This window comes from Pseudomonas sp. PMCC200344 (assembly GCF_030053095.1).
Classification (GTDB): domain Bacteria; phylum Pseudomonadota; class Gammaproteobacteria; order Pseudomonadales; family Pseudomonadaceae; genus Aquipseudomonas; species Aquipseudomonas svalbardensis.
On record NZ_CP125618.1, the window covers coordinates 3,738,258 to 3,763,509 of the forward strand.

General features: G+C 58.7%; 20 protein-coding genes. 7 read left to right on the forward strand and 13 right to left on the reverse strand.

Annotated elements, in window-relative coordinates:
- Positions 1-5: 5 nt before the first annotated feature.
- From QFW87_RS16950 to dapF, 4 genes are all read left to right on the forward strand, one after another.
- A complete protein-coding gene (locus QFW87_RS16950) occupies positions 6-2,042 on the forward strand; it encodes an LTA synthase family protein (RefSeq protein WP_283188321.1) in 2,037 nt (678 codons plus the stop codon).
- Between the two features lie 379 nt (positions 2,043-2,421).
- Positions 2,422-4,677 carry a catalase/peroxidase HPI gene (gene katG / locus QFW87_RS16955; protein ID WP_283180648.1) on the forward strand — a complete coding sequence of 752 codons (2,256 nt, stop codon included), beginning with the start codon at positions 2,422-2,424 and terminating at the stop codon, positions 4,675-4,677.
- Between the two features lie 152 nt (positions 4,678-4,829).
- Positions 4,830-5,849 carry an AbrB family transcriptional regulator gene (locus QFW87_RS16960; RefSeq protein WP_283180649.1) on the forward strand — a complete coding sequence of 340 codons (1,020 nt, stop codon included), beginning with the start codon at positions 4,830-4,832 and terminating at the stop codon, positions 5,847-5,849.
- A 272-nt stretch (positions 5,850-6,121) separates the two neighbouring features.
- Positions 6,122-6,940, forward strand: a complete 819-nt coding sequence (dapF, locus tag QFW87_RS16965) for a diaminopimelate epimerase (protein WP_283188322.1) — start codon at positions 6,122-6,124, stop codon at positions 6,938-6,940.
- Between the two features lie 52 nt (positions 6,941-6,992).
- On the opposite strand, the gene QFW87_RS16970 is transcribed toward dapF, so the two are convergent.
- The 7 genes from QFW87_RS16970 to QFW87_RS17000 all read right to left on the reverse strand — a co-directional run bounded on the left by QFW87_RS16970 (position 6,993) and on the right by QFW87_RS17000 (position 15,134).
- Positions 6,993-7,541 (reverse strand): hypothetical protein, encoded by a 549-nt coding sequence (locus QFW87_RS16970; RefSeq protein ID WP_283180651.1) that lies wholly within the window; start codon positions 7,539-7,541, stop codon positions 6,993-6,995.
- Complete coding sequence (locus tag QFW87_RS16975; RefSeq protein ID WP_283180652.1) at positions 7,538-8,467, reverse strand: catalase family peroxidase; 930 nt, start codon at positions 8,465-8,467, stop codon at positions 7,538-7,540. The genes QFW87_RS16970 and QFW87_RS16975 overlap by 4 nt, the downstream gene beginning before the upstream one ends.
- Positions 8,468-8,580: 113 nt before the next feature.
- Positions 8,581-10,038, reverse strand: coding sequence for an aldehyde dehydrogenase family protein (locus QFW87_RS16980; protein WP_283180653.1), 1,458 nt, complete (start codon positions 10,036-10,038; stop codon positions 8,581-8,583).
- Between the two features lie 19 nt (positions 10,039-10,057).
- Positions 10,058-11,686, reverse strand: a complete 1,629-nt coding sequence (locus QFW87_RS16985; RefSeq protein ID WP_283188323.1) for a GMC oxidoreductase — start codon at positions 11,684-11,686, stop codon at positions 10,058-10,060.
- A 116-nt stretch (positions 11,687-11,802) separates the two neighbouring features.
- Positions 11,803-12,732: a LysR family transcriptional regulator gene (locus QFW87_RS16990; RefSeq protein WP_283188324.1), complete on the reverse strand. Its 930-nt coding sequence runs from the start codon at positions 12,730-12,732 to the stop codon at positions 11,803-11,805.
- 64 nt (positions 12,733-12,796) lie between these two features.
- Positions 12,797-14,344: a GMC oxidoreductase gene (locus QFW87_RS16995; protein WP_283188325.1), complete on the reverse strand. Its 1,548-nt coding sequence runs from the start codon at positions 14,342-14,344 to the stop codon at positions 12,797-12,799.
- Between the two features lie 55 nt (positions 14,345-14,399).
- Positions 14,400-15,134 (reverse strand): alpha/beta hydrolase, encoded by a 735-nt coding sequence (locus QFW87_RS17000; RefSeq protein ID WP_283188326.1) that lies wholly within the window; start codon positions 15,132-15,134, stop codon positions 14,400-14,402.
- Between the two features lie 175 nt (positions 15,135-15,309).
- Between QFW87_RS17000 and QFW87_RS17005 the strand changes: the two genes are divergently transcribed.
- Positions 15,310-16,245 carry a LysR substrate-binding domain-containing protein gene (locus QFW87_RS17005; protein WP_283188327.1) on the forward strand — a complete coding sequence of 312 codons (936 nt, stop codon included), beginning with the start codon at positions 15,310-15,312 and terminating at the stop codon, positions 16,243-16,245.
- Positions 16,246-16,377: 132 nt separating this feature from the next.
- Here the strand turns inward: QFW87_RS17005 and QFW87_RS17010 are convergent, their stop codons facing one another.
- Positions 16,378-16,743, reverse strand: a complete 366-nt coding sequence (locus QFW87_RS17010; RefSeq protein ID WP_283188328.1) for a hypothetical protein — start codon at positions 16,741-16,743, stop codon at positions 16,378-16,380.
- 199 nt (positions 16,744-16,942) lie between these two features.
- On the opposite strand from QFW87_RS17010, the gene QFW87_RS17015 reads away from it, so the two are divergent.
- Positions 16,943-17,221, forward strand: coding sequence for a hypothetical protein (locus tag QFW87_RS17015; RefSeq protein ID WP_283190925.1), 279 nt, complete (start codon positions 16,943-16,945; stop codon positions 17,219-17,221).
- A 116-nt stretch (positions 17,222-17,337) separates the two neighbouring features.
- On the opposite strand, the gene mqo is transcribed toward QFW87_RS17015, so the two are convergent.
- On the reverse strand, positions 17,338-18,984 hold the full coding sequence (mqo, locus tag QFW87_RS17020) for a malate dehydrogenase (quinone) (protein WP_283180663.1): 1,647 nt from the start codon (positions 18,982-18,984) through the stop codon (positions 17,338-17,340).
- A 387-nt stretch (positions 18,985-19,371) separates the two neighbouring features.
- Between mqo and ilvD the strand changes: the two genes are divergently transcribed.
- The gene (gene ilvD, locus QFW87_RS17025) at positions 19,372-21,054 is read left to right on the forward strand and encodes a dihydroxy-acid dehydratase (RefSeq protein ID WP_283188329.1); all 1,683 of its coding nucleotides are present in this window, start codon (positions 19,372-19,374) and stop codon (positions 21,052-21,054) included.
- Between the two features lie 221 nt (positions 21,055-21,275).
- Here ilvD and QFW87_RS17030 read toward each other — a convergent pair whose 3' ends face one another.
- The 4 genes from QFW87_RS17030 to QFW87_RS17045 all read right to left on the reverse strand — a co-directional run bounded on the left by QFW87_RS17030 (position 21,276) and on the right by QFW87_RS17045 (position 25,216).
- The gene (locus QFW87_RS17030) at positions 21,276-22,889 is read right to left on the reverse strand and encodes a methyl-accepting chemotaxis protein (RefSeq protein ID WP_283180665.1); all 1,614 of its coding nucleotides are present in this window, start codon (positions 22,887-22,889) and stop codon (positions 21,276-21,278) included.
- A gap of 164 nt (positions 22,890-23,053) precedes the next feature.
- Complete coding sequence (locus QFW87_RS17035) at positions 23,054-24,001, reverse strand: phosphatidate cytidylyltransferase (protein WP_283188330.1); 948 nt, start codon at positions 23,999-24,001, stop codon at positions 23,054-23,056.
- Entirely contained in the window at positions 23,998-24,597 is a 600-nt protein-coding gene (locus tag QFW87_RS17040) for a lysophospholipid acyltransferase family protein (RefSeq protein ID WP_140681266.1), read from the reverse strand. Before QFW87_RS17040 ends, QFW87_RS17035 begins: the two co-directional genes overlap by 4 nt.
- A complete protein-coding gene (locus QFW87_RS17045; RefSeq protein ID WP_283188331.1) occupies positions 24,584-25,216 on the reverse strand; it encodes a CDP-alcohol phosphatidyltransferase family protein in 633 nt (210 codons plus the stop codon). The genes QFW87_RS17040 and QFW87_RS17045 overlap by 14 nt, the downstream gene beginning before the upstream one ends.
- Between the last annotated feature and the right edge of the window lie 36 nt (positions 25,217-25,252).

The window sequence follows — 25,252 nt, forward strand, 5'->3', positions numbered from 1 at the left end:
CAGGGATGGGTTGGCTGCACTCGAGACGTTTACATTACTGGCTGGGCGCGACAGCGATTACGTTTGCGCTGTTTGCTGTGCTTCGGGTCATGTTCTTTTTCGGCTATTCCGGTTTCGACGCCAGAGCGCTGATCGACCAAAATGCCGTCATGGAAACGCTGGGGATCGGCTTTCGTTTCGATTTGCGCCTGGCCATCCTGGCGATGTTGCCGTTGGCGTTACTGGCCTGGATTCCTCGCTGGAACCTGATCGGCAGCCGTCTGCTTCGCCGGATCGCCCGCGTGTATCTGGTCGCGGCCCTGAGCGTCCTGCTGCTGATTTACATCATCGATTTTGGTCATTACGCCTACCTGGGCGTGAGGATCAACGCCACCGTGCTGCGCTTTATCGAGGATGCGCAAATATCCCGTGACATGGTCTGGCAGACCTACCCGGTGATCTGGATTTCATTGGGTTGGCTGGCAACGGTCACGCTGGTGACACTGGCCCTGGTGCGTCTCGAACGCGTGACGCTGGACCGCCCTCGCAAAGCCATTCGCCGGCTCTCCGCGACATTGGGTGGCGCGTTGATGGTCGTGGTGGTGCTGCTGGGCATTTTAGGTCGTGTCGAAAACATGAACCTTGAGAACCCGGTCCCGTTGCGCTGGAGCGATGCGTTCTTCTCGGGCAATAACCAGGTTGCCGCGCTGGGCCTGAACCCGGTGTTGTTCCTCTACGACACGGTCAAAGTCGGCCAGTCGCGCTATGACGAAACGCAGGTGCGCGAACACTACGCGGTGATGGCCAACTACCTGGGCGTGGACAAGCCCGATCCGCAAACCCTTGATTTCGTCCGTCACCAGGCGCCGCAACCCTACAAAATACCGGGTTCCCGGCCGCCGAACGTGATGTTCGTCATGCTCGAATCGCTGGGCACCAGCGCCGTCGGGGCCTACGGCAACCCGATCAATCCGACGCCGAACATCGATCGCCTGGCCACGCAGAGCTGGTTCTTCGAGCACTTCTATGTGCCCGTGACGGGGACCGCAAAAACCGTATGGGCCAGCATTAGCGGTGTGCCTGACGTCACTCGACAGGAAACCGCGACGCGTAATCCGTTGATCACCAAGCAAAACACACTGATCAATGCTTTTACTGGTTACGACAAGATCTACACCATCGGCGGCAACTCCGGCTGGGCCAACATGAATGCCTTGATTCGGCAAAGCATCGACGGCGTTCGCTTGTTCGAAGAGCGGGACTGGAAGTCCCCGGTGGTGGATGTCTGGGGGATTTCCGATCTGGACCTGTTCAAGGAAACCGACCAGATCCTGCAAGCACTGCCCAAGGACAAACCGTTCTTCGCCTATGTGCAGACGGCCGGGAACCACCGCCCCTTCACGATTCCCAGGACCAATGATGGATTCGAGGTCAAGCACCCTACCCTGGCCGAAGTTCAGGCCGCAGGGTCGCGCAGTGTCGAGCAGTACAACGCCGTGCGCTTGCTGGACTTCAACATTGGTCGCTTGATGGAAATCGCCAAAGCAGGCGGCTGGTACGACAACACCATTTTCGTGCTGTTTGGCGACCACAACACCCGAATCGCGCAGATCCCGTTCCTGGCACCGGCCTACGAGCAACTGGGTCTGGAAAGCAACGCGGTGCCGATGATCATCCACGCACCGGGTTTGCTGGGGACGCGTAAGGTCAAGGAAGCGGTCGGCCTGGTGGACTTGCTGCCCACCGTGGCGGGCATGGCCGGCCTTGAGTTCCGCAACAGCGGCATGGGCCGTGACATTCAGCAGCCCGCGCCCGAGGGTGAACGCGTGGTACCGCTGGTACTGCGTGAGGGAACATTCCCGCTGATTGCCGGCGTGACTCAACACTACATGGTGCAGATGGAGCACGACGGCAGCTCGCCAAGTCTCCATGACCTGGCCTCACCGACGCCGCTGGACAACGTCGCCGAGCAAAACCCTGAAGAGTTCAAGCGCCTGTCGCAACTGACCCGCGCCATGCACGAAACCTCAAGGTTGATGCTGTACCAGAACGTGCGAAAGTAGCGGCTTTCCCGCGTCTATGCTTCAAATAGACGCGGGGCCTCCCCGTGACGCCAGTAAAAGACTCTGCCTATCACGACCCAATACTCCCCCTATTAGCTGACTTCCCAACTGGGGTCTAACCTTATCCGAGCGTCGGCACCATAAGCCGGCCGGTAAAGAGCTGATAAGGAGATAGGAATGGGTCAGAAGCCTGACTAAACCTGCCGTAGGCCACCGTGCAGGCAACTCGATTGCCGCTGTTCAGAATTCCCGTGTGATCAAAACAATCAGTTGATCAAACTGCTGGCCCTGCAGCCTGTGTCATTGGTTTCGCTCGTTGCTGTTTAACGCCCACGCTGGGCCGGATAGCCGGATGAATACGACCAAAGGTAGCTCACACATGGCAAACGAATCGAAATGCCCGTTCCTTAGCGCCGCTGGCGGTGGCACGACAAACCGCGACTGGTGGCCGGACCAACTGAATCTGAAGATCCTCCATCAGCACTCGTCCCTGTCCGATCCCATGGACGAGGACTTCAACTACGCCGAAGCATTCAAAAGCCTGGACTTTGAAGCGGTCAAAAGAGACCTGACTGCGTTGATGACCGATTCCCAGGACTGGTGGCCGGCGGACTTCGGTCACTACGGGCCACTCTTCATTCGCATGGCCTGGCACGCCGCCGGTACGTACCGCACCGGTGACGGTCGTGGTGGCGCCGGTTCCGGCCAGCAACGCTTCGCGCCGCTCAACAGTTGGCCGGACAACGTCAGCCTCGACAAGGCGCGTCGGCTGCTCTGGCCGATCAAGCAAAAATACGGTCGTAAAATTTCCTGGGCGGATCTGATCGTCCTCACCGGCAACGTCGCGCTGGAGTCCATGGGCTTCAAGACCTTCGGCTTTTCCGGCGGTCGTCCGGACGTTTGGGAACCGGATGAGGACGTCTACTGGGGCTCGGAAAACAAGTGGCTGGGCGGCGACACCCGCTACGGCAAAAAAAACGAGCCCATGCAAGAGCCTGGCGAAGGCCCACTCGTTGCCGAGCCGGGGGAAAATGAGGAGAGCCGCACCGACCAGGGACGCAACCTGGAAAACCCGCTCGCCGCCGTGCAAATGGGCCTGATCTATGTGAACCCGGAAGGCCCGGAAGGCAACCCAGACCCGGTCGCGGCCGGGAAGGACATCCGCGAAACCTTCGCGCGCATGGCGATGAATGACGAAGAAACCGTGGCACTGATCGCCGGCGGCCACGCCTTCGGCAAGACCCACGGCGCCGGACCTGCCGACAATGTCGGCGCCGAGCCCGAAGCCGCTGGCCTCGAAGCCCAAGGCTTTGGCTGGAAGAACAGCTTCGGCACCGGTAAAGGCCCGGACACCATCACCAGCGGCCTGGAAGTAACCTGGACCACCACCCCCACCCGGTGGAGCAACAACTATCTGGAAAACCTGTTCGGCTTCGAGTGGGAACTGAGTAAAAGCCCTGCCGGTGCGAACCAGTGGATACCGAAAAACAACGCCGGCGCCGGGATCATTCCGGATGCTCACGACCCGTCCAAACGTCGTAATCCGACCATGCTGACCACCGACCTGTCGCTGCGATTCGACCCGATCTACGAACCGATTTCGCGGCGCTTCCTGGCCAATCCAGACCAGTTGGCCGACGCGTTCGCCCGCGCCTGGTTCAAGCTGATCCACCGCGACATGGGTCCCCTCTCCCGCTACCTCGGCCCGGAAATGCCGAGCGAGGAGCTGATTTGGCAAGATCCGATTCCAGAGGTCGACCATGCCTTGGTCAACGACAGTGACGTCGCCGCACTCAAGAGCAAACTGCTGGCCTCAGGCCTGACCGTCTCGCAGCTTGTATCTACGGCTTGGGCGGCGGCTTCGACCTTCCGCGGCTCCGACAAACGCGGTGGTGCCAACGGTGGGCGTTTGCGTCTGGCGCCGCAGAAGTTCTGGCAGGCCAACCAGCCTGACCAACTGGCGAACGTACTGGCGAAACTCGAAGGTATCCAAAGCGAGTTCAACAGCGGCGGCAAGAAGATCTCGCTGGCAGACCTGATCGTGCTGGCCGGTAACGCCGGCGTCGAACAGGCGGCGAAAAATGCCGGTCAAACCGTGACGGTGCCTTTCTCGCCAGGACGGATGGACGCCTCCCAAGAGCAGACGGACGTGGAGTCTTTCGGCTTCCTCGAACCCATCGCCGATGGCTTCCGCAACTACCTCAAAGGCAGATACAGCGTAGCGGCCGAGCAGCTGTTGATCGACAAGGCACAACTGCTGACACTTACCGCGCCAGAAATGACCGCGCTCATTGGCGGCATGCGCGTGCTGAACACCAACGTCGGGCAAACCAAACATGGTGTGTTCACCAAGCAGCCGGAGGCGTTGACCAATGACTTCTTCAAAAACCTGCTGGATATGGGCGTGGAATGGAAACCGGTGTCGGAGGCTAATGAGGAGTTTGAAGGGCGCGATCGCAAAACCGGCGAAGTGAAGTGGACAGGTACCCGTGTCGACCTCGTCTTCGGCTCAAATGCGCAGTTGCGAGCGTTGGCTGAAGTCTATGCAACCGCTGATGCGCAGGAGAAGTTCGTTAAAGACTTCGTAGCCGCCTGGGCCAAAGTGATGGACGTGGATCGCTTCGACCTTAAGTAACACGAGCGGTATCGCTGAAACTGCAACGCCTCCCACTGTGGAGGCGTTGTGCTTTTTGTCACTTGACGCTTCACGCCGTTAGATGGGAAAACGTGCGTGGCGCGGATGCAAGCGTTGGGTTCACACAAGAATCAAGGACGACTCACAAAACCATGAAAACCCTTCTGTGTTTGCTGATCGCCACCGGCGTCGGCACCGCGCTGCAATATGCCGGTCTCCCCCATGGCCTGTTGCTCGGCTCGATACTCGCGACCGCGTTGATCGCCAGCAATCTGCGTTTTTCTCCTGCGCTGCCCTTCAGCCTTGGCTACGTGCAAATCGTATTGGGGATCGCGACCGGCCTGATGTTCACGTCGTGGAACAGCCAAACCGCGGCCGCCATGTTGCCCAGTCTGGGTTTCATGCTACTGGGCCTGATGGTCCAGAGCGCCGTGGCCGGTTTGTGGCTGCTCAGAGTCTCGGGATGGAACCCGAAGGACTCCCTGTTAGCCGTGTATCCGGGCGCACTCGCCGCCGTGTTCGATTTGCTCGAGTCCGAACGCGCGTCCAGCAAAGTGATCGTCGTGCACCTGGTGCGACTGCTGTCGATCACCGTGCTGGTCAGTTTTTGCATTCCCGGACAGACCGACGTGGCACTTGCCGAGAGCAGCCCGCTGCTCATGAGCACGGTGCTGACCCTGCTGTCACTGATCGCCTTGTGCCTGTTGCTCGGCCGCTTGCTGTTGCGCGTCGGCGTTCCGGCGCCGTTCATGCTCACCGCGATCGTCGTCACCGGCGTCTACCTCAAAATGGGCTATCTCCAGGCCTTCCACCTGCCGTCATGGAGTGTCGACACCGCCGTGGTCCTGCTCGGCGTGCTGATTGGCTCGAAATTCAAAGACATCAGCCTCGCAGAACTTGTCCGCCACGGACGAGCCGGGTTGATGGCCGTCGCCTTGATGTTGCTGATCGCAGCGGCGTTTGCCGCAGTGGCCGGACGGGTCCTGGGCAGCGACCCCTTGTCGTTGTGGCTGGCGTACATGCCTGGCGCCATCGAAACCATCGCCCTCGTCGCCTTCAGTGGCGGCCTGAACGTGGTGTTCATCCTGACCCATCACCTGGTGCGAATGGTCGTGCTGCACTTTGCGCCGGCCTTGGTCGTTCAGGCGCGGCGCTGGCGGGAGGATGTCTGATCGCAGGAAGGACTAAGCGGGAGAGATCGTGGCCAGGGCACCAATCAAAATGGTCAACACCAGAAATCCACCCAGGAAAATCGCCATCTTGCCCATTGGGCCTCCTACATTATGAGTTTGCGGCGCAGCAGTTGCCGCGACTGCGGAGCGTGCCGTTATTGTGAGCCGGTGGCTGTGTGCGTTACAGATGCAGATAGCGCAGGAAAATACGGATCAGAACACCGAATTGGTGCTAGATCGTCTTTAAACGTTAATTCCGCCAGGATCTACTTATGCCGCTGAGTTTTCATAAAATGCACGCCAATGGCGATGACTTCGTCATTGTGGACTCGCGAAACGCGGCCAATCCAATGACAAGTACCCTGGCTCGGCGAATGGGTGATCGGAACCGAGGAGTCGGATTCAATCAACTCGCGGTGGTGCTCGATTGCGAGGATGCAGATGCGCGGTTGATGTTTTGGAATGAAGATGGCTCCACGCTGGATGTCTGTGGCAGCGCAACGCGGGGTGTCGCGGATATGTTGATGCGCGAATCAAGTACCACTTTGATAGCGCTCCAAACCAAGCGTGGTCTACTCACTTGCGAACGGACCTCAACCGGCGCAATTTCTGTGAACATGGGAGAGCCGCTTTTCGGCTGGTCGGATATTCCCCTGGCTCTGGAACTGGATACAGCTGTTTTGCCACTTGCTGGTGACCCATCAGCTTGCAGCATGGGAAATCCGCACTGCACCTATTTTGTGGATGATCTAACAGCCATTGATATAGCGACAATCGGACCGACAATAGAAACCAACCCCCTATTCCCCCTCAGGACGAACGTGCATTTCGTCCAGATCATCAACCGAAAGCACATTCGGTTGCGCATTTGGGAGCGCGGGGGTGGTATTCCACTCGGTTCAGGTTCCTGCTCTTGTGGCGCCGCTGTTAACGGAATTCGTCGTGGCTTGTTAGACCATTCCGTTGAGGTTGAATGTGATGGCGGAACTGTAACGGTTCAATGGGATGGCGTGGGACCTGTCTTTCTTATTGGACCGGTAGAGACTACTTTTTCGGGAATATTCATGGATAGCTTATTACACGTTTTATAGCGGCTATATCGTGATAAACGGAGGAGTTAATCATTCACGACGACCACTGATATCAGCTCAACAACCAGCGCGACATCAGACGCGTCGTCAACGGCATCAATCCGTAGACCATACTGAATGACACCACCCCGGCAACCGCAACCTTGAATAACCAGACCGGCAGACGCAAATCAGACAGTTCAAGCCCAGCCGCCAGAACCCAAGGCACAAAAACGGTCAATGGCAATACGATCATCCAGGACAATAACCACTGCTTCCATCGCTCAACCGTCACCCGCCCTTGCAGCGGCTCAAACCAGAATTTCGAATCATCGTCAGTACGGTGGTAGTCCTGCCGCAGCCAGGGCAACGACTCGCGCAACAAGGCATGACGGACCCGGGATTCCAGCCAGGCCGTGACATGCCCCTTGCTGACAAAGCGCAGGATGATTGCGTAGCGCAAGTGCGAGCCGACCGGTTTGACCACATCCGTCGCCAGGTAACCCGGAAACTGCCGATGGGCGTCGATGGCCTTGTTCATCCATTGCTCATACAACGCCTGATACTGCGGATTGACCTCATGCACAATCACACTGACGCCAATATCAGCGTCAATACTCATGGTTGCTGCCGCCGGAGCATGGCCCGCTGATAGAGGCGTTCGCGCGCTAGAATCATCGGGTCGTGACTGGGTGCGATGCCATCGGGCAAGCGCCCGGGGTTGAAATCAAGGCGCTGCTGGGCGAGCTGCTGTTCCTCGGCCGCGACAAGCGCATCAAGGGTCAGAATCCCCAGCTTGACTTCCTCGTGGCTGCGCGACCAAGGGATCGAACCATCTTCGATGGCATCCCCCGGCGCCGCCAGTTGCACCACCAGACGTAACTTCACTGCCCCCCTGACCAGTCGTGCGCCGATTTCGTCCTGCAAATAATCGGCTGGCATCGCGGCGGCTTGCTGATCACTCAATGCAGGCTCTGCCCGCAACGGTTCAATACGGTAGCGACCGATAAACACTTCACCCTGACGATTGCTGAACACCAGGGCATTCACGCCAAAGTACTCGACACTGGCGTAACTGCTCGGCGCGGGCTTGGGTGTCTGAAGGAAATGCTCCGCGCTTGGATGACTGGCCAGAAAGGTTTGCAGCGGTAGCGGATCCGCCGGCGTGGCGACGTTGGCGGCAATGCCTTGCAAAAAGCTCAGGAAGTCTTCGGGCGTGGCCACTGGAAAGCCGTTGAACGAGTGCGTCACGATATCCGTGAACTCACCGTCCGGCAGCGTAAAGCGAACGGCCAGGCCATGAGGACTGGCCTGCGGATCGCCGTCCTCGGTGGCCGGCACGCCGCTGAAGTTGGAGAACCTCAGCACCACCGGCACCGGTTGCCCCTGCAAATGGGCCGCCCGGCTTAATACCGGGGCTGATGGCGAAGCCGCAAAGGTTCCGCGTAGCAATAAACCCTTGGCATGGGTCGTGCGAAATCCCGGGTGATGGCCGAACGTCGCGGTGAGTGCATCAAGTAAAGCGTCGTAAAGTCTGTCCTGGGACATGGGGGCACTTCTCATGGGCGACACATTATTCTGGTTGGCGGCAAAGGCAGAGGACGCGGCAAGCGTCCCTGCCAGCAGCATGCCAATCAATAATCGGGGTGGCTGCATTGGATTCAGCCTTGGCGCAGACCGGGATTGAGTGCGATGTGTTTGTACTCGACAAAGTCATCCATGGCCGCCACGCCATTGAGGCGCCCCTGCCCCGACTGTTTAAAACCCCCTTCTTCGAACTCGTCGTAGACCACGGCCCAGTCGTTGACCCACACCGTGCCCGCCTCCAGTTCGCGTGCCACCCGCAACGCGCGGTCGACATCGCGGGTCCAGACACTGGCCGCCAGACCGAACTCGCTGTTGTTGGCCAGTTCGATCGCCTCGGCTTCGCTGTCGAAGACCTGCAGCGTCAGCACCGGGCCGAAAGTTTCGCGCTGGACGATCGCCATCTCGGGGTCGCTGACCCGCAGCAGCGTCGGGCGATAGAACGCGCCCTTGGCCAAAGGCCCCTCGGTCACCGGGCCACCACGAACGATGACCTGGGCACCGGCGGTAATCGCCTCCTTCACGATTTGATTGACCCGTTGCACGTTGGGCTTATCGATCAACGGACCCATTTCGCTGGCCGGGTCCGCGGCGGGCCCCACACGCACAGCTTCCAGTCGCTCGGCCAGACGCTCGGTCAACGCCGTGGCGATATCGCGTTGTACCAGCAGGCGCGAACCGGTCATGCAGAACTGACCGGCGAATACCGTCAGGGCTTTCACCAGGGTTGGTACAGCGGCATCGAGGTCGGTGTCGTTAAACACCAACATGGGTGTTTTCCCACCCAACTCAAGGCCGAAACGCTTGAGGTGTTGCGCACCCACGGCTGAAATCGCCCGGCCGGTGGTGGTGCTGCCGGTAAAACTGATCACTGGAACCCGGGGTGACTCCACCAGATGGATGGAGCCGGCCGCGCCCTGCTCGCTGAACAGATTGATCACGCCGCGCGGCAGCGACAGCGCCTCGCTCATGATCCGGGCCACCAGGCAGTTGGTCTGGGCGGTTTGCCCGGGCATTTTGATGACCGTGGTGCAACCGGCCGCCAGCGCCGGTGCCAGTGAGCGAATCATCAGCACCACCGGCGAGTTCCACGGCACGATGATGCCCGCCACGCCCACCGCCTGACGAATCACCAACGATATCTTGCCGGGCCGGGGCTCGGCTGCTCGACCGTATTCGGCACGGGCCAGGGCGGCGTAATAGCGCAATTTGGAGGGCACCATGCTGACCTCGAACTCGGCTTCGGGTCTGATCTTGCCGTTTTCCAGCGCCAGGGTATCGATCAGCTCATCGGCGTTGCGCTCGAAGGCGTCCGCCAGCTCCAGCAAAACCTGAGCGCGCAATTGGCGGTCATCTTTCCAGGGTGTTTCGGCAAACGCCCGTTGCGCCGCTTCAATCCCTTGTTGCGCTTCGTTCAAGCCTCCTTCGGCGTATCGACCAATCAGCTCGTAGGTCGCAGGGTCGATGGAGTCTTTGTAAACACCGGAGTCCAGCCATTGGCCGTCGATCCAGTTCAAAACCGGGGTGCTGTTCATAGAGGCAGGTTCCTGAGGGTCAAGCGTAAAGACGGGCAATGTGCTCGGCGGTGGCAATCACGGTGATGTTGGTGGCGACCGATGGCACGTCGGGGAAGATCGACGCGTCCACGACGCGCAGCCCCTGCACACCGATGACCCGCGCTTGCAGGTCGACCACCGCCCGCGCATCCCCAGGCTTGCCCATCGGGGCCGTCGAGGTCGGGTGGTGATAGGTGTCGAGACTGGCTTTGACACTGGCCAGCAAGGCCTCGTCCGAATCGTTGCCTTGACCGGGGTTGAGCTCGGAATGGATAAACGAATTCAGAGGCCCCGTGGTGCCGATTTTGCGGGCCAGGCGGATGCCATCCAGCAGGCGCTGGCGATCCTTGGGCTCGGCGAGAAAATTCAGGTCGATGTTCGGTGCCACGAACGGATCGCGACTGGCCAGCGTCACCTTGCCCCGAGACAGTGGCCGGGTCAGGGCTACCGCGAGCACGAAGCCAACGCCGGTCGGGCTCTGTTCATGGGGGAACAAATGGGTGGCCGTGATATGCAGATCCAGCTCGCCATTCTCGACAGAACGGCTGTGGGTCCAGAGTTTGGCCCCGATGGCGGGCGACTGGCTGCCGATCAGGTCAGGCCTGGCGGCATAGGCGTTGTAATAGAACGGGTGATCCACCAGGTTCTGCCCGACCGCAAGCTCAGCGACTTGTGGAATCTGCAAGGCTCGCAGGTCCTCGCCAGGGCCAATGCCGGAACGCAACAGGATCGCGGCGCTGCCGTAGCTGCCAGCTGACAGGATGACTTCACCGGCCAGCAGCTTCTCTCCGTTGCCCAGTTGCACACCGACCGCACGAGTACCGTCGAACAGCACTTTGTCCACCAGGCTGTCGGTACGGATATGCAGGTTGTCGCGTGCGCGCACCTCATCGGTGAGATACGCCATGCCGGTGTTGACCCGCACGCCGTTGACGATGTTCATCGGGTACGGGCCCACGCCGTGGGCGTCAGCGTCGTCAAAGTCCTCAATCACCCTGTAGCCGTTGGCGAAGGTCGCGTAGATGAAGGCTCGCTGCATGGGGGTGACATCGGCCTTGCCCAATTGATGCACCGGAAGCGGCCCTTCATGACCGTGCAACGGGCTGGCACCACCGCTGTGGGTTTCCAGCTTTTTGAACGAAGGCAGCAGCTCTTCATAGCTCCAGCCAGGCAGATCCCAGCGCTTGAAGTCGCTGGCACGGGCGCGGATGGCCACCGCTCCGTTGATCGCCGAACTGCCTCCCAGCACCTTGCCGCGCAAGGCGCCGATGGGATGATCGATGTAGCCCGGTCGGGTCTTGTAACCCCATTCGAACTCAGGATTGGCATTGGCACCGACGATGTCACTGCTGGCAATGATCTCGGGGTAGTTGTGCGGACTGTAGCTGTGGCCCGCCTCAAGCAATACCACCTGACGCTGGTTGTTCTCGCTCAAACGACGGGCCAACACCGCACCTGCCGAGCCACCGCCGACAATGATCACGTCAACCGGGGCGCTGTGAGCGGCACGCTTGCCGGTTGACTCCAACGCCTGCGCCAAACCACTGCCCGCCGCCAACGTAGCGGCGGCCACAACACCGCCGGCCAGTACAGCACGGCGAGCAGGATTGTTAAGGGTACTCTTCATCCGTCTTCTTCCCTGTCAGACGCCAGAATGCGTCTGTTGGGAAAAAGCATATGGGAGGGTGCGCAGACTCATAAGTCGGCAAAAGACGATTCCACGTTTCGCTATTCTCGAACGAATCAACGCTGTGGTTGCGAGTGAGCCGTCAGCATTTGCTCCCACGCCGGTGGGCTACCGATCTGTTCGATGAGGAAGTTGATCAGCGCCTGAAGCTTGGGCGAAGCTCGCTGGGATCGCCGGTAAACCGCCGAGATATTGCCGCCTCGAGGGGCATAAGGCGCCAACACCTCTTTCAGTTCACCAGCCACAATGGCCTGCGCCGCCAGGAAGGTGGGCAAAATCGCCAGGCCCATACCGGCCTTGGCGGCTTCCAAAAGTTGATGGCCATTATTGGTGCGCATACGGCAACGCACACGAAACGATTCCAAGGTGTTGTTCACCGGCAGCGTCCACATGCCGTGGGGTTCGCGATTCACATAGAGCATGGCGAAATGCTGGGCCAGCTCTTGCGGTGTTTGCGGTGTGCCGTGAGCGGCCAGGTACTCCGGACTCGCACAGATGATGTGACGGTTGGGCGTAATGGTCTTGGCGACCAGCGAGGAGTCAGGCAACTCGCCGATGCGGATGGCCGCGTCATACTGCTCTTCGTGCAAGTTGACGTGGCGGTCATCAAACTCGACATCCAGCCGCAACTCGGGGTAACGCACCGCGAATGACGACAGAATCGGCGTCAGGTAGCGAATGCTGAAGGCCATCGGCGCGGCAAGCCGCAGGACCCCGCGCAAACTCGATTGAAACGCCAACACTGCATCTTCGGCATCTTCGACATCGGCCAGAATACGCACGCAATAACGGTGAAACACCTCGCCCGACTCAGTCAGCCGGGCCTGACGACCACGCTCCAACAAGATGCTGCCCAGGCGCTTTTCCAATTGCTGGATCCGCAGGCTGACCATTGACTTGGCGATACCCAAACGCCGGGCGGCTTCGGAAATACTGCCGGTGTCCACCACCATGGCGAAAGAATGCATCTCGGACAGTTTGTTCAAGTTTTAGTAATCCAGAGAAAAGTCGGGGGCATACCTTTCAGATGGCATGCCCCCTCAAGGTTTTTTATGCGGACTGGAGGGATTTTTTAATGGCATCGGACAACTTTTCCGCCGTCATGATGACGGTCGGGTTCAAGTTGATCAGCGGGATCTCTGGGAAAATGGACGCATCAATAACACGTAGCCCTTCTATGCCGTAAACGCGCCCCTCCTCATCCACCACGGCGTTTGGGTCATCCGGCAACCCCATCGGGGCCGTCGAACAAGGGTGCTGCAAAGTGCCCACACCTTTTGCCAGCGCGGCACGAATGTGCTCATCACTGTCGTCAATGGATGAGCCTGGATAGAGCTCTTCCACGATCATGCTTTTAAGCGGTTCAGTGTTGGCCAGTTTTCTGGCCAGACGGAAACACTCGATCATTCTGTTCATGTCGTCTTCACTGGTCAGGTGATTCAGTTCGATAACAGGTGCCTCTTCGGGATCGCGACTTTTCAAATGCAGGCGACCGAGGGATGTGCAATGCATCAGTTCCAGACCCAGCGAAAACGCGACACCGGTCGGACTGCTGGCGGGATCGAGCAAATGCGAGGGGGAAATAGCGATATCCAGTTCTTTATCCGAACCGGCATAGGATGAGTGGGTCCACCACTGCGCCCCCACCACCGGATGATCCTGCCCTTTCAACGCTTCTGTTCCACTGAAATTCATCCAGAAGAACGCATGATCGAGCAGTCGAACACCGACCGGCGCCTCTTTGACCAAGGGAATATCCAACACTTCAAGGTCTGCCCTGGGACCGATGCCTGAACGTAAAAGAATGGCAGCAGAGCCATAGGCGCCAGCGCTAAGAATAACTTCTTTGCCGTGGACTTTTTCACCTCCGGCCAACAACACGGACTGAACCTTGCCGCCTTCAATCAGCACCTTGTCGATGAGGCTTTGATCCAGGATCGTCAAGTTTGGACGAGCGCGTACTGCCCGCGTGAGATAGGCCATCCCGGTGTTAACGCGCACACCGTTGATCACGTTCATTGGAATAGCGCCCGCGCCGTTATTAGCGTCGGGATCATTGAAATCGTCGACTTTGTTGGCGCCGCAAGCCCATGCCGCCTCGACCATTGCGCGCTGTACAGGGGTGATGTATTCCAATGACATTTGGTGAATCGGCAGCGGCCCGCTGCGGCCGTGCCATTCTTCTTCACCGTGCGGGGTGCGCTCCATTTTTTTGTAATAGGGCAGCACCTCTTCAAAGCTCCAGCCTTTCAGGCCTTTGGCAGTGAAGCGCGCAAAGTCAAAAGGCAAGGCCCGGCAGGCAACGGCGCCATTGATGGCGGAACTTCCGCCCAGTACTTTTCCACGCGGAACGTAGACCGCTTGCGATTGATCGACCGGCGTTGCGAAATATCCCCACTCATAACGTCCATCCGCGTTGGCGGCGATGATATTGCTGCTGTAGATCGCTTCTGGATACTCATCGGGTTCAAAGGCTCGACCCGCCTCAACCAATAGAACACTAAGTTGTTTGTCTTCTGACAAACGCGCCGCCAATACGGCACCGGCAGAACCGCTACCCAGAATGACAAAGTCGAAAACCTTGCTATTTACAGTCATCTTTCATATCCCTATTTATTGATGTGGCGACTTTGATTTACATCGCAGGTCATGTTCAGCGCATGGTGTTCAGCGCTTCGGTAATGACCTTGGCCACATCTGCGGGGCGGGATTGATGCGGCACATGGCTGGTAGGCAGCGCTGTCGTTGTGGCGTTTATTTTCCTGGCGAGTGCGCGCTGAAGTTCAGGTGCAATCATGCGATCGAGTTCACTGACGATGTACCACGATGGCTTCTGCTTCCACGCGGCCACGCTGATGCGTTCGTCGAACGCTCGGGCATTGATGGCGCCTTGCGTGGCCGCCATCAACCGGGCCTGCGCAGCGGGCACGTCCGGGGCAAAATCCTGCTCCATGCCGTGCTGCGTGAGCGACAGATACCCGGCCTTGTCGGCCACAAATTCGCGCATGCCCGGCGACGGCGGATAGTCTTTACCGAGCTCACCCGTGGTCTGCCCGACGTCCGGGGCGAAGGCGGCCACGTAAACCAGCGCCGCTACCTTGTCACTGGCACCGGCTTCAGTGATCACACTGCCGCCCCACGAATGCCCGACCAGCACCACTTTGCCCGGTGCCGTTTCAATCGCGCGACGGGTTGTGGCCACATCATCGGCCAGTGAATTCAAACCGTTCTGCACGGCCCGTACTTCCACACCTTTGGCCTGCAACAAAGTGATCACCTTCGCCCAGTCAGAACCGTCGGCGAACGCACCATGCACCAGCACCACGGAAGGATCGTTTGCAGCATTGGCCCAACACACCGAACCCAGTGCGGCCAAACCCACAGACATGGCGAGAACTGTCCTGCGTAACATCTGTATCTCCTTAAGTGAACCAACCAAACAGCGGCAATCTAGCCGCCGTGTTGCCTGGTCAACTAGGCCCCAATAGTTGGTTTCTCTTTCCCATACAGTGGACGATCCTTCTTGTATAGTTGGCCTCCTTTGGCTGAATGAACGTCGCCCAGTGCTCGATCTCAATGACCTTCAGTACTTTGTTATGGTGGTGGACCACGGCGGCTTCGCGCCGACTGCACGGGCGCTAGGCATTCCTAAATCCAACCTCAGCCGACGGATCGCACTGCTCGAAGAAAGACTCGGCGTGCGCCTGATCATCCGTAACACCCGCAGTTTCAAAGTGACGGAACTAGGGCTGACGTACTACGCCCATTGCCGTTCAATGCTCAAGGAAGCAGAAGCCGCTGAAGCGGCGGTTGCCATGACCCGCTCAGAACCCGGTGGCTTGCTGCGCGTCACCTGCCCGACGGTGTTACTGGAAGAATGCGTGGGCGGCATGATCACGCGATTCATGGCCATGCACCCGCGAGTCGAAGTGCATCTGGAAGCCAGCGACCGTCAAGTAGACGTGGTGGCCGAGGGCGTTGATCTTGCCCTGAGAGTACGCCCGCCTCCCCTTCAGGATTCGGACCTGGTTAACCGGGTTATGGCCCAGCGTCCACAATGTCTGGTGGCCAGCCCCGCGCTATTGCAGCGCCTGGGCGAACCCCAGGAACCGGAAGACCTGTCACGCTTCCCCAGCGTCCATCACGGCAGTCCGCAACGTGATTACAGCTGGACGTTGTTTCAACAGGATGGCGCGGAATTTACGATTCAACACCGTCCGCAACTCATCACCAAGGGACTGCCCATGCTGCGATGCGCGGCGCTGGACAGCATCGGCATTGCGCAGATGCCTATGTCCCTGGTGCACGACTACATTGATCGCGGGAAACTGGTGGTGGTTTTGCCTGACTGGGCTCCGCGGACTGAAATGATCTACGCCGTGTTTGCGAGCAGGCATGGAATGCTGCCGTCGATGCGGATGTTGATAGATTTCATGGTGGAACAATTCAAGTTGCTGGATGATCCGGCGCGGGGGATGCGGGTGAGTCCGCTGGTTTAATGCTTTTCCGGGCACTAAAAGCCCACTGACCGTCGCCGGTTCAGTGGGCTTTTTACTGCGTGATGCGTCGCTTCAGGCGTTGGGGTCTGGCGGCACAGATGGACGCGCAATTATCAAATAAATCCTTAACCGCTACGCCGCAAGCTCGACGTAGCTCGACTCCCCACCTCCAGTCGCGCCCGACAACCAACCCCATACGAAGGTCAGAGTGGTACGTCCTGCCTGATCAACGCCTACTGTGCCACGAGACCAGCCGGCAAGAATCTCACCATCCGTAGTCAAGCACTGATAAAGAAGCTCAATGGTATCGGGACCAGTCACGCGCCCGACTTGATTACCCATACGGATATGGCCGCCCTGATAAGTACCCCAAATAGCATCTTCCTCGACATGGTAGTGAAATACGGTGCGTGCATCGGATAGCCCGTGGGCGTTGTCTGCTACCGAAAATCGGCGATTGTTCAAACGCTCGCTGATTTGAGAAAAGGGGATTTCCATAAATGTCGCGTCCTTTAGTCGAGATGTTCCATTCCAGCCTTCTATTAGCTTAAGCCATTTTGTCGCGACTAATGAAGGCACTGCTTGGCCGTCTCTGGTGCTGCGAACTCAGGAGCCACCACCGTTTGTCAGCTCCTCAGCACCTTCCCCTTCCCGTTTTTTCCAACGCTGTACACCCCTCACATGGCAGACCTAAATGATGAACAGGACAATTGCTGCTCTCACGATCGCGGGCCTGGCCGCCTGCTCGCTTTTCGCACTTGCGGCCGAAAAGACAACTGAAGAATCTGCTGTGCCACCTGCCGCGCTTCCCGGAATCAACCAGGCTCAGGGCTATGAATCCAAGGAGGACAAGGCCGACAAAAAAGGTGAGGAAGCGGCGGGTTCAAACTCCGGTGCGGACTCGGAAGCGACAGACAAAGATGCGTCGACCTCTAGCGGTTCGAAGGACGTTGAGCAAAAACCAACGCAGTATTGAGATAGCGGTCCGCCCGCTTCAGCCATAGTGTTGCGTAACCTGCAAGAACTGAATGGCGCCTACAAAAAAGCCCACTGACCGTCACCGGTTCAGTGGGCTTTTGATTTGGCCTCTAGTTACAGAGCCATATCAGTCGCAGCATTAGCCTTCGGCGCCTTGGCAGGAGCAGCCGGAGCAGTAGCCGGAGCCACCACCTGACCAATCGCCGGCGGCGGAGTCAGCTGCAACACCTTGGCGGTGTAAGCCCACTCTTCAGCAACCTTCTCAGGACTGCCATTCAACTGAGTGCCATAGCTAGGCACGATCTGGTGCAGCTTTTCCTGCCAGGCTGGCGAAGCAACCTTGTCCTTGAACACCTTCTGCAGCACGGTCAGCATGATCGGTGCAGCGGTCGATGCGCCCGGCGATGCGCCCAAGAGACCAGCAATGGTGCCGTCTTGCGAAGCAACAATCTCGGTACCCAACTTCAGCACGCCACCTGCAGCTTCATCACGCTTGATGATCTGCACGCGTTGGCCGGCTTGCCACAGGCGCCAGTCTTCGGCTTTGGCGTTCGGGAAGTATTCTTTCAGGGCGTTGAGGCGATCTTCGTCAGACAGCATCAGTTGGCCGGCGAGGTACTCGACCAGCGGGTATTCCTTGATGCCGACTTTGGTCATTGGCCACACGTTGTGCGTGGTGGTGGTGGTCAGCAGGTCCAGGTACGAGCCTTCTTTCAGGAACTTGGTGCTGAAGGTCGCGAATGGGCCAAACAGGATGACGCGCTTGCCGTCCAGGACACGGGTGTCCAGGTGCGGAACCGACATTGGCGGTGCGCCAACGGAGGCTTTGCCGTAGGCCTTGGCCAGGTGTTGTTCGGCCAGGGTTGGGTTTTCGGTCACGAGGAACGAGCCGCCTACCGGGAAGCCTGCGTATTCCTTGGCTTCAGGAATGCCGGACTTCTGCAGCAGGTGCAGTGCACCGCCGCCCGCGCCGATGAAGACGAACTTGGCGTCGGTTTCGGTTTTGGTGCCGTCTTTCAGGTTTTTGTAGCTGACGCGCCAGCTGCCGTCTTCGTTCTTGGTGATGTCTTGCACTTCGCTAGACAGTTTCAAGTCGAACTTCGGCGTGGTTTGCAGGTGCGCAACGAACTGGCGGGTGATCTCGCCGAAGTTGACGTCGGTACCGATCGGAGACCAGGTGGCCGCGACTTTCTGGTTTGGGTCACGCCCTTCCATCATCAGCGGAACCCACTTCTTGATCACAGCCGGGTCTTCGGAGTATTGCATGCCGGCGAACAGCGGGCTCGCTTGCAGGGCTTCGTAGCGCTTTTTCAGGAACTTGATGTTGTCATCGCCCCACACAAAGCTCATGTGTGGCGTGGAGTTGATGAACGAACGCGGGTTCTTCAGCACGCCTTGCTGAACCTGCCAGGCCCAGAATTGACGGGAGATCTGGAAGGCTTCGTTGATTTCAACGGCTTTCGGGATCTGAACGTTGCCTTTATCGTCTTCCGGGGTGTAGTTCAACTCGGCCAGGGCGGAGTGACCGGTACCGGCGTTGTTCCAGCCATTGGAGCTTTCCTGGGCGACGCCGTCGAGGCGCTCGACCATTTCCATCGACATGCCCGGTTCCAGCTCATTGAGCCAAACACCCAGGGTCGCACTCATGATGCCGCCGCCAATGAGCAGCACATCGACTTTCTTTGCCTCTTCCGCATGCGCGGACGCGATCCCCATCGACAAAGCCAGCCCCAGCAGGGCCGTGTTCATTTTTTTAAACATGTGTAGCACCTATGATAAAACGCCATCCGCCCTTCCATCCCCACGCTTGAGGCCCCTGGTTCACGGCATGCAGGCAGCATGCTGTGGGTTCCGCACGCATTAGGATTGGAGGGTGGGCACACAAGGCCGACGTGTCTCCATCGACCTCAGTTTATATGTCCCTACTGAACTGACTTTTTATCGTTATTGGCTTCAGCTACTTGAGCGACAGTGATTCTGTTGGCGCGTCTCAAGGACGCGCAAACTGAATAGGTCAAAGCAAGTTAGGGCGAAGAATATCACGACACGGCAAACCCGCGCGTCTGTTCCCGACTTGATAGTCCGGGCACGCGCGCTGAGCCCACTATACTCATCGTGATTTTCTCGACGAGCCTGTGAGGAGCAGTCATGAGCGACAAAAACGATTTGCGCAAATATTCCTCCCTAGTGGTCGACGGTGTGGAACGCGCGCCGGGACGATCCATGCTGCGCGCAGTGGGTTTCACGGACGAGGACTTCAAAAAGCCGCAGATCGGCATCGCCTCCACGTGGGCAATGGTGACACCCTGCAACATGCACATCGACAAGCTGGCGATAGAAGCCGAAAAAGGCGCGAATGCCGCCGGTGCCAAGGGTGTCATTTTCAACACGATCACCATTTCCGACGGCATCGCCAACGGCACTGAAGGCATGAAGTATTCGCTGGTGTCGCGGGAAGTGATTGCCGATTCCATTGAAGTGGTGGCCGGCTGCGAAGGCTTTGACGGCCTGGTGACCGTGGGCGGTTGTGACAAGAACATGCCGGGCTGCCTGATCGGCATGGCGCGGCTGAATCGCCCTTCCATCTTCGTCTATGGTGGCACCATCCGGCCGGGCGCCGGCCACACCGATATCATTTCCGTATTCGAGGCCGTGGGTCAGCACGCACGGGGTGACATCAGCGAGATTCAGGTCAAGCAGATCGAGGAAGTGGCGATTCCAGGCCCCGGCTCCTGCGGCGGCATGTACACCGCCAACACCATGGCTTCCGCGATTGAGGCGTTGGGCATGAGCCTGCCCGGTTCCAGCTCTCAGGAGGCCGTCGGCAGCGACAAGGCGTCGGACAGTTTCCGCGCCGGTCAGCAGGTCATGGAGCTGCTCAGACGAGACATCAAACCGCGCGACATCATGACCCGCAAGGCCTTCGAAAACGCCATTCGCGTGGTGATCGCCCTCGCCGGCTCAACCAATGCCGTGCTGCATCTTCTGGCCATGGCGCATGCCGTGGATGTCGAGCTGACGCTGGATGATTTCGTCGAGCTGGGCAAGGTGTCCCCGGTGGTGGCCGACCTGCGCCCCAGCGGTCAATACATGATGAGTGAACTGGTGGCCATCGGTGGCATTCAGCCGCTGATGAAGCGCATGCTCGCCGCCGGCATGCTGCATGGCGATGCGCTGACGGTCACCGGCAAAACCCTGGCCGAAAACCTGGAAAACGTGCCTGACTACCCCGAAGGTCAGGACGTGATCCTGCCCTTCGACCAACCGATCAAAAAGGACTCCCATTTAGTGGTGCTGCGCGGCAACCTTTCGCCCACCGGTGCCGTGGCCAAGATCACCGGCAAGGAAGGTTTGCGCTTTGAAGGCACGGCGCGGGTCTACCACGGTGAGGAAGGCGCGCTGGCCGGCATCCTCAACGGCGAAGTCAAAGCCGGCGATGTGATCGTGATTCGCTATGAAGGCCCAAAAGGTGGCCCGGGCATGCGCGAAATGCTCTCGCCCACGTCGGCGGTCATGGGCAAGGGGCTGGGCAAGGACGTTGCGCTGATCACCGACGGCCGCTTCTCCGGCGGTTCACATGGGTTTGTGGTGGGTCATATCACGCCCGAAGCCTTTGATGGCGGGCCGATTGCGCTGATTGAAGACGGCGACAAGATCACCATCGATGCTGAAACACGGCAGATTACGGTCGATGTTTCCGACGCCGAATTTGCCGAGCGCAAGACCCGTTGGGTGCGCCCGGAATCCAAGTACAAACGCGGGGTGTTGGCCAAGTACGCGAAGACGGTGTCCAGCGCTTCGGAAGGCGCGGTGACGGATAAGTATCTCTAGGCGTTTCATGCGCGAGCTGGCGTCCGGCTCTGTAGCAGCTGTCGAGCTTGCGAGGCTGCGTTCGGTTCGGGCCGCGTTCGGACGAAGCAGTCGTAAACCCTGAGTGCGCGGTGAATCTGACACACCGCATTGTCTGACCTTACGACTGCTTCGTCCGAACGCGGCCCGAACCGAACGCAGCCTCGCAAGCTCGACAGCTGCTACAGGGATCGCGTTTTGGCTTAGAGTCTGAACCGATCCACCGACTGCGACAGCTTGCCTGCCAGGGTGGACAGCTCATCGGTGGTCGAGGCGGTCCGGCCGATGACCTTGCTGTTGCCTTCGGACATGCCGGCAATCATTTCGACCTGATGGGCGATTTCGTTGCTGGCCAGGCTCTGCTCACCGATGGTGCGGGTGATGTCATTGACCAGTTGCGTGGTGTTCAACGTGGCGTCGAGGATTTCGCGAATCGCGCGCTCGACGTCGGCGGTCACGGCCATGCCTTTGTCGACCTGCGCCACGCCCGCTTCCATGCTGGTCACCGCCTCGCGGGTGCTTTGCTGGATGCGTGAGACCATCGTGGCAATTTCCTGGGTGGAGGCGCTGGTGCGTCCCGCCAGGCTGCGCACTTCGTCGGCCACCACGGCAAATCCACGCCCTTGCTCACCGGCACGAGCGGCTTCGATCGCGGCGTTGAGCGCCAGCAGGTTGGTTTGATCGGCAATGCCCTTGATCACTTGGATGATGCTGAAAATCCCTTCGGACTCCTTGTCCAGCGTGCGGATCACCTGGGCCGATTGCTGCGCCGAACGCGCAATACCGTCCATGTCGTTGACCACCTGATGGATCACACGACCGCCATCCTTGGCCAGTGCCTCGGCTTGATTGGCCATGTTCAGCGCCCGCTCGGCATGCCGGGTGATCTCCTCGATGCTCGCGGTCATTTCGCTGGCGGCCGCCGCCATGGTGCTGGCCGCTACGCTTTGCTGCTGACTGCTCCCGGCCACTTCATGGCAGCCGCTACTCAATTGCTCACTCATGCCGCTCACGCCGTGGGCGTTGCTGCGCACAACTTCGATCATGCCGCGCAGGTCGCGCTGCATGGTCGCGAGGCTGCGAATCAGGGCGCTCGCTTCGTCGTTGTGAGCGGGTTCGACAATCGGTTCGCTCAGGTTGCCATGGGCGATGCTGTCGGCGATGCGGCTGGCGGTCTGCAACGGCCCCATGATGCTCAGAATCACCCAGCGGCCCTGGGCGAGCAGCAATAACAGGCTGGCGATGAGTACGCTGCCAAGGGTGAAGTTGGCGTTGCTGATGACTTTTTGAGTGCCGGCGCTGGTCTGTTGGGTGTTGGTTTCGATCAGTTCACTGAGAGCGGCCATCTGGTCTTCCAGCTGGCTGAACGCAGTATTGAAGGTGCCCAGATCTTTTTGAGCAGCCTCCGGATTTTCCAGCGCCAACCCGACGATCCGTTCGGCTGCGCTGATGTAGTTGTCGAGGCTTGGCTTGATCTTGCTCAGGCCCGCTTTAAGGGTGTCGTTGACCGGCAGCTTGAGGTTTTCACCGAGCATGTCACGAAAATGCGCCGCATGTTCCTCGATGGAACTGCGCACCTCGGCTTTGCTGCTGGTGCTTTTACCCAAGCCCACCACCATCGCGGAAAGCACGTCGGCGCGTAATGCGTCGTGCATCATGTCGGCTTCGAGGTGATTGCGCAGCACGGCCATACTGACCTCGTTTTCATTCACCGCCTCAGCCATCTGAGTGTTCCCCAGGTAACTGACCAGGCTCATGATCAACGCGGTAATCAGCCCGGTGCCAATCAGCAGAATCAAACGTAATTTTATGGACACTCTGTGGATCCTCTCTCAGCACGTTTGTCAGTGGCGTAAAGCCAACTGCGGATTGGTTTGCTGAGGAGGCTATCGGCTGGCGCAAGCCGTTATTTAAGCGAATATCCATACGCGCATGTCTTTACGACATGCGGTATGTTTTTTCGGTTTTGAGGGCGCCTGAATCAGGCAGCGGAGAAGAAGTAGCGCGTCAGGTGAAAGAAGATTGGTGCTGCGAAGCAAATCGAGTCCATCCGGTCGAGCATGCCGCCGTGGCCCTTGATCATGGTCCCCCAGTCCTTGGCGCTCAAACTGCGTTTGATCGCCGACATGACCAGCCCACCGAGAAAACCCATCACCACGATGACGAACGACATCATCAGTGACTGCCAGAAGCTGAAGGGAGTCATCCAGAACATGCAGCCGCCAATCAGCGTTGCAGACAGGCCTCCACCCACCAGCCCCTCCACCGTTTTTGACGGACTCACCAGCGGCGCGACCTTGTGCTTGCCGAAGATTTTCCCAAACACGTACTGCAACACGTCACTCAACTGAACGACGAACACCAGGTAGAACAGCAAAAGTGCGTTTTGCCCCGTGAATCCTTCCAGATCCAACAGCAACAGCGCGGGCGCATGGCTGATGCAGTAAATGCAGATCATCACGCCCCACTGGATCTTTGCCGTCCTTTCCAGGAAGGCGTCAGTGTCCTGACTCAGCACCGCAATCGCCGGTAGCAGCAAGAATGAATACACCGGGATCAGCAGCGTGAACATCGAATACCAGTGCGTACCGATCAGTATGTATTGCAGCGGGATCAGGATGAAGAACGCCGAAAACAGGGCGTTATGGTCACCCCGCCTGGTCGGTGTCAGGGTGATGAACTCCCTGAGCGCGAACAGTGAGATGAATCCGAACAGGACAACCGTTGCATTACCGCCCAGCAGGTAGGAAGCGAAGAAAATGATGACCATCCCCCACCAGGCATTCACGCGCTGATTGAGGTTTTCGATGGTCGAGACAGCGCCTTCCGTTTTGGCCCGCCGGGCCAGCAGTCGACCGGCGAGCGAAGCAATCGCCAGCAAGCACGCCAATCCAAAAAAGAACCACAAAAACTTTGCTTCAAGACTCATTTCGACAGCCCCACAATGGCGTTACGCGCGCGTTCCAGAAACACCTGTTTATCCTCGCCAGCAATCCTTTCCATCGGATTGCCGATACGGATCGTGCAGATGATCGGCAGAGGGACGTGTTTGCCTTTGGGCATGGAGCGATGAAGGTTTTCCAGGTAGATAGGCACCAGGTCGACATCGGGGAAGGTCTCGCTCAACCGGTATAGACCTGATTTGAATTCCCCCGGCAGTGCCTCGGATGAGCGAGTGCCTTCAGGAAAGAAGATGATCGAATGACCCGCCTGCACCACATCGAAAATGGGCTCCAGGGCGTTTTTACCGGGCGCCGGTTTACGGTCAATCAGCACGGCGTTGAGCCCTTTCTGCGAGATGTACGACAGAAACCGGTTCTTTCCCCAGTAATCGGCAGCGGCGATCGGCTTCACATTTAACCTGGCCTCGGGCGGCAGGGCTGCAATGATGGCCAAGGTGTCCATGTGACTGGTGTGATTGGCGAAATAGATTCGCTGACGCGAGAGATCCGGCGGACTCTCCCACCTGGCCGTGACGCCAATAACCAGTCGAAGAACAGAAATCAACGCATTACTGATCCACATGGTCGGCTCCTTTCAGCTGCCTGGCGATCGCCAGCGTTCGCGTGACGCAGGTTGCGACTGAGCCAATGGCGATGACAGCCAGCGCGATCAACAGTACGTAGTGAGTGCCATAAACGCTGGCTTCGACGGCATTCAGCAGCAGTCCTGCGGTCATCACGGCCATTCGATGCTGCTTGGCCATAGGGCCGATGAAGGTCTGCTTGAGGCCAATCGAGCCGCCGAACACCCTGACATAAGCAGTCAGTGCCGCCGCCAGGGCAGCAAACCATCCGAGGTCGGATTGGCCAATGGCATACCCCAACCCTACGATCAGCAGGCTGTCGGCAATCCGGTCCGGGAATTCGTTGTAGAGACTGCCGATATCGGACTTCTTGCCGCCCTCAATCGCCACCATCCCATCGAAGAGATTGCAAAGCAGGCGCAACTGAATGCCGATCGCGCAGCAGATCGAGCCAATGACACCGCTATCAATATTGAGCGCCACGACGCCGGCAAGCGCGAAGGCGATGCTGGCGACGGATATCTGATTGGGGGAAATGTCTCTTTTCACCAGAATGTCGGTGATGCGTCTTGCCCAGCCCGCAGAGCGCGTCTTGATGGGCCTTCTGTTGTCATCCACTAGCCAATATCCCTATAAATGATGAGTTACTACATG